This is a genomic window from Bartonella sp. MM73XJBT.G (assembly GCF_028618435.1).
Lineage (GTDB): Bacteria > Pseudomonadota > Alphaproteobacteria > Rhizobiales > Rhizobiaceae > Bartonella.
On sequence record NZ_JAQISW010000053.1, the window covers coordinates 1 to 3,445 of the forward strand.

General features: G+C 39.0%; 6 protein-coding genes and 1 pseudogene. 3 read left to right on the forward strand and 4 right to left on the reverse strand.

The window, feature by feature from the left end:
- Positions 1 to 64: 64 nt before the first annotated feature.
- Positions 65 to 1,231 carry a site-specific integrase gene (locus PVV59_RS09550; protein WP_273755850.1) on the reverse strand — a complete coding sequence of 389 codons (1,167 nt, stop codon included), beginning with the start codon at positions 1,229 to 1,231 and terminating at the stop codon, positions 65 to 67.
- Between the two features lie 232 nt (positions 1,232 to 1,463).
- On the opposite strand from PVV59_RS09550, the gene PVV59_RS09555 reads away from it, so the two are divergent.
- Positions 1,464 to 2,189, forward strand: coding sequence for a phage regulatory protein/antirepressor Ant (locus PVV59_RS09555; RefSeq protein WP_273755851.1), 726 nt, complete (start codon positions 1,464 to 1,466; stop codon positions 2,187 to 2,189).
- Positions 2,186 to 2,464: a hypothetical protein gene (locus PVV59_RS09560; protein WP_273755852.1), complete on the forward strand. Its 279-nt coding sequence runs from the start codon at positions 2,186 to 2,188 to the stop codon at positions 2,462 to 2,464. The genes PVV59_RS09555 and PVV59_RS09560 overlap by 4 nt, the downstream gene beginning before the upstream one ends.
- A gap of 28 nt (positions 2,465 to 2,492) precedes the next feature.
- Here PVV59_RS09560 and PVV59_RS09565 read toward each other — a convergent pair whose 3' ends face one another.
- The 3 genes from PVV59_RS09565 to PVV59_RS09575 are packed head-to-tail and all read right to left on the reverse strand — an operon-like array spanning position 2,493 to position 3,279.
- Entirely contained in the window at positions 2,493 to 2,657 is a 165-nt protein-coding gene (locus tag PVV59_RS09565) for a CopG family antitoxin (RefSeq protein ID WP_273755853.1), read from the reverse strand.
- Between the two features lie 42 nt (positions 2,658 to 2,699).
- Positions 2,700 to 3,017 (reverse strand): type II toxin-antitoxin system HicB family antitoxin, encoded by a 318-nt coding sequence (locus PVV59_RS09570; RefSeq protein WP_004856761.1) that lies wholly within the window; start codon positions 3,015 to 3,017, stop codon positions 2,700 to 2,702.
- Positions 3,007 to 3,279 carry a hypothetical protein gene (locus PVV59_RS09575; RefSeq protein ID WP_006589097.1) on the reverse strand — a complete coding sequence of 91 codons (273 nt, stop codon included), beginning with the start codon at positions 3,277 to 3,279 and terminating at the stop codon, positions 3,007 to 3,009. Before PVV59_RS09575 ends, PVV59_RS09570 begins: the two co-directional genes overlap by 11 nt.
- On the opposite strand from PVV59_RS09575, the pseudogene PVV59_RS09580 reads away from it, so the two are divergent.
- Positions 3,206 to 3,445 (forward strand): annotated as a pseudogene (locus PVV59_RS09580) (hypothetical protein); the annotation flags it as partial. The gene PVV59_RS09575 and the pseudogene PVV59_RS09580 sit on opposite strands and share 74 nt — an antisense overlap.

A 3,445-nucleotide genomic window follows, 5' to 3' on the forward strand; every position in this document is an offset into this window, starting at 1 on the left:
AGAAAGAATGAGAGAAGAGAGAGATAAAGTTATCCACAGATCATGGGGTTATGCACCCCATATCTTAAGCTTGACCTGTAACATAAGCCGCCCATTTATCCATATAAACACGGCGCTGTTCTAAATAGTCAGTACGACGATAGGAGCGCTCTACTTTACCTCCGACCGTATGACTTAGAATGGTTTCAGCGACCTCATAGGGGGCATCGGTTGTTTCAGCAAGCCAATCGCGTAAACTAGAACGAAAACCATGGGGACGTGCTTCAACTCCAATCTGTTGCATATATTGTGACATGCAATTCTCACCAAGAGGACCCCGACCGGTTGCAGAAAAAAAGAAATCATTGCGTGAAAGCGAGCGTGCTTGTTTTAAGATTTTTAATGCTTCTGATGATAGAGGCACACGAAATTCTTTTGTTGTATCACGCTTTCCTTTCATATTCTCAGCAGGAATTGTCCATATATTCCCGTCAATCTGATCTTTATGAATATAACGTAAAGGACGTGTACGAACCCCTGTAAGAATAAGCAAGCGCAAAGCTAAATGTGTCATTGTTATCGTTTTACTGAGTGTTTGATAAAAGGCAGGAACATCTTTCCAATCCATAGCTGGTATATTTTGTGTTTTATGGAGTTGTTTACCTAAGAGAGCCCGTGCTTTTATTGTTGCTTGTAAATCAACATCTAACCCTAAGGCAGCCGCATGTTTGAGACAAATATTAAGACGATTCAGTGCTTTCTCTGCTGTTGCAGCTTTTGTATGCCAAATAGGAGTAAGAACATTGCGTATTTCTGTTTGTGTAATCTCTGAAACGGGCAGACAACCTAATTTTGGTAGAATATAAAGCCGTAAAGGTAAAAACCAGTCTCCAGCCTTACCATCATCTTTTAATTCAGCTTTACGACTTTCAAAAGCATCTAAAGCAATATCTTTTAAATAATGGAGATTGCTTATTACCTCACGCTTTTGTTTTTCACGTTCTTTAATAGGGTCACGCCCTTCATGCAAAACAGAACGCCATTGATTTGCTAATTCACGGGCTTTTTTTAAAGAGACATTTCGCAATGCCCCCAATCCCATTTCGCGACGACGTCCGTGAAGGGTATAACGATAAAGCCATTGAGCACCACCATCTTTACGCTTATGAAGAAGCAAGCCGGCACCATCATTATATTTGCCAGCCCCCAATGTTGCGACAGACCTTGCATTAAGACGGTTCATAAGGACCATTTTTACTCCTTTCTTATACAGTTTTTACCCACACACCAGCCCCGCTTTTGACGTGCAAGCAAGTGATATTAATTGATTCAATCTGAGAAGGTTTAGAATAAGAAAACCTTACTATATTCGGGTTTTTAATTCAACATGCAAAACAGTAAATTATCTATATAAATCAATGTGTTGCTAGCACCCGATACCTTTAAGGGTGTCAATGAAAACATCTAACATCTAGGAGTTCACAATGAACACACTTATAGAAACTAAAGAAGGTGCTACTAACAGTGCTACCGCTCAAACTATGTCTAGTCGTGAGATTGCTGAGTTGTGTGGTAAAAGACATGACCATGTCATGCGTGATATTAAGAAAATACTTGAAGAATTATACATTGAAGGAGGTCTCCCCAAATTTGGGGGCACCTATATAGACAAACAGGGAAAACCTCAAAACTGCTATAACCTCCCCAAGCGTGAATGTTTAATTCTTGTTTCTGGTTACAGCACTGTCTTACGAGCAAAAATAATTGACCGTTGGCAAGAATTGGAAAAGCAAGTTGCTGTTCCACAAGTTGATTATTCCAAGCCCGAAGCATTACTTGGTGTCTTGAATCACTTACAAAGTCAAATTGAGCAGAAAGATCATGTGATTGCAGAATTAGCTCCAAAAGCACAAGCACTTGATGGTTTAAAGCGTTCTGATGGTTTGTTCGGTCTTATTGAAGCAGCTAAGATGCTAGAGGTGAGACCAAAAGATTTGACCGATTATTTGCGTAAACATGACTGGGTGTATCGACGGGCTCCAGGAGCGCCTCTGTTACCTTATCAAGAGAAAATTAAGAAAGGATTCATGGATTGCCCTGCTATCACCATTCAAAGACCAGATGGTACAGAAAAGGTCCTGCCTTCAACTAAAATCACATCTAGAGGATTGGCATGTTTGAGAGAACAAATCCATGGAGGTGTGCAATGAAGGTAGATACTAACTTTTTATGCGATTTATGGATAACGTTGTTTCAGTTTGTCAATTGTGAATATGTAGATGACAAAAATTGTAGTGCTCTGGTTGACATCATGGGCGTGGTAGAAAAAGCTTTGATTTTAAAACTCCAAGATGACGTGCCAAATATTACAAAGATTCTAGCAGTTCTTACAGGTTTTGGAACTTCAGAACTACCGCATAGCATGAATCCGTTATTGCAAGCTTATGCTCCTACTTTGGAGATCCCCATTAAAAAGGTTGCTTAAGTTAAAAACAGAACTCCCCTCCCTATCGTTAAAGGTGGGGAGTGGTCAAAGAGGCTTCTTTAGGGAAAAATTCGAAATGAACGGGTTCAAAACCAGTTAAGTCATAATCTGTAAGATCTGCAGTATCAACAAAGTTTTCTGCTTCTTCATCCGTCTTTAAAACGGGTATTTGTTTTAATTTAGAGTTTTTCATAAAAATTAAATTTCTTTTAGTACGTATAGACTTTTAAAAGATTCAAAGTTTAGAAGAAATGTATCTGTTTAAACTCACACCATTTTCAGCGGCTTGTATTGCAAGTTTTCTATGGAGTTCTGGTGGTATTCTTAATTGAAACTTACCACTGTATTTACCATGTGACAAAGGCACAGGAACTTCTTCTCCATTATGTTGCATGTCCTCAACAACTTCTGAAACAAGGTCCATAATACCTTTTAAAGCTTTCTCTGCTTGAGCATCTAACCATGAAAGGGATGGGAATTCTGCACACAATCCGACATATTCCTCATCTTCTTGCGACCACAAAACACGATATGTATAATGATTATTGTTCATGTTTCATCCTTTCTATCGCTTGTAAGACTTGTTTGACCTGATAAGCTTTTGCTTTGTTACCAGAACCTTTTTGAATATTCACACGGGGGTCACCAAGCCATGGGGTTTTAAAAACAAAGTGGCTTGTACCATTGTTCCGCGGTTCTCCAAAAAAATGTACACACACAGCCAACAAATCTGAAAACTTAATGTTCTTTGGTGATGCTTTCATCAAGCTGATTATTTTTTCAACTTTATTACTCATAACTAATAATAGTATCATTATTAATCCTAGTCAATCATTTTATACACTTAATTGGACAGGAGCCCCCATGCATCCGAGAGAGACGATAAGGGAAACATTTGTTGCGTTGATCAAAGCAGCAAAGACGGCAGCTGGTGACAACGTTTTCAATATGCGTGATTTCAACTTTTCCCCTGAGAACACG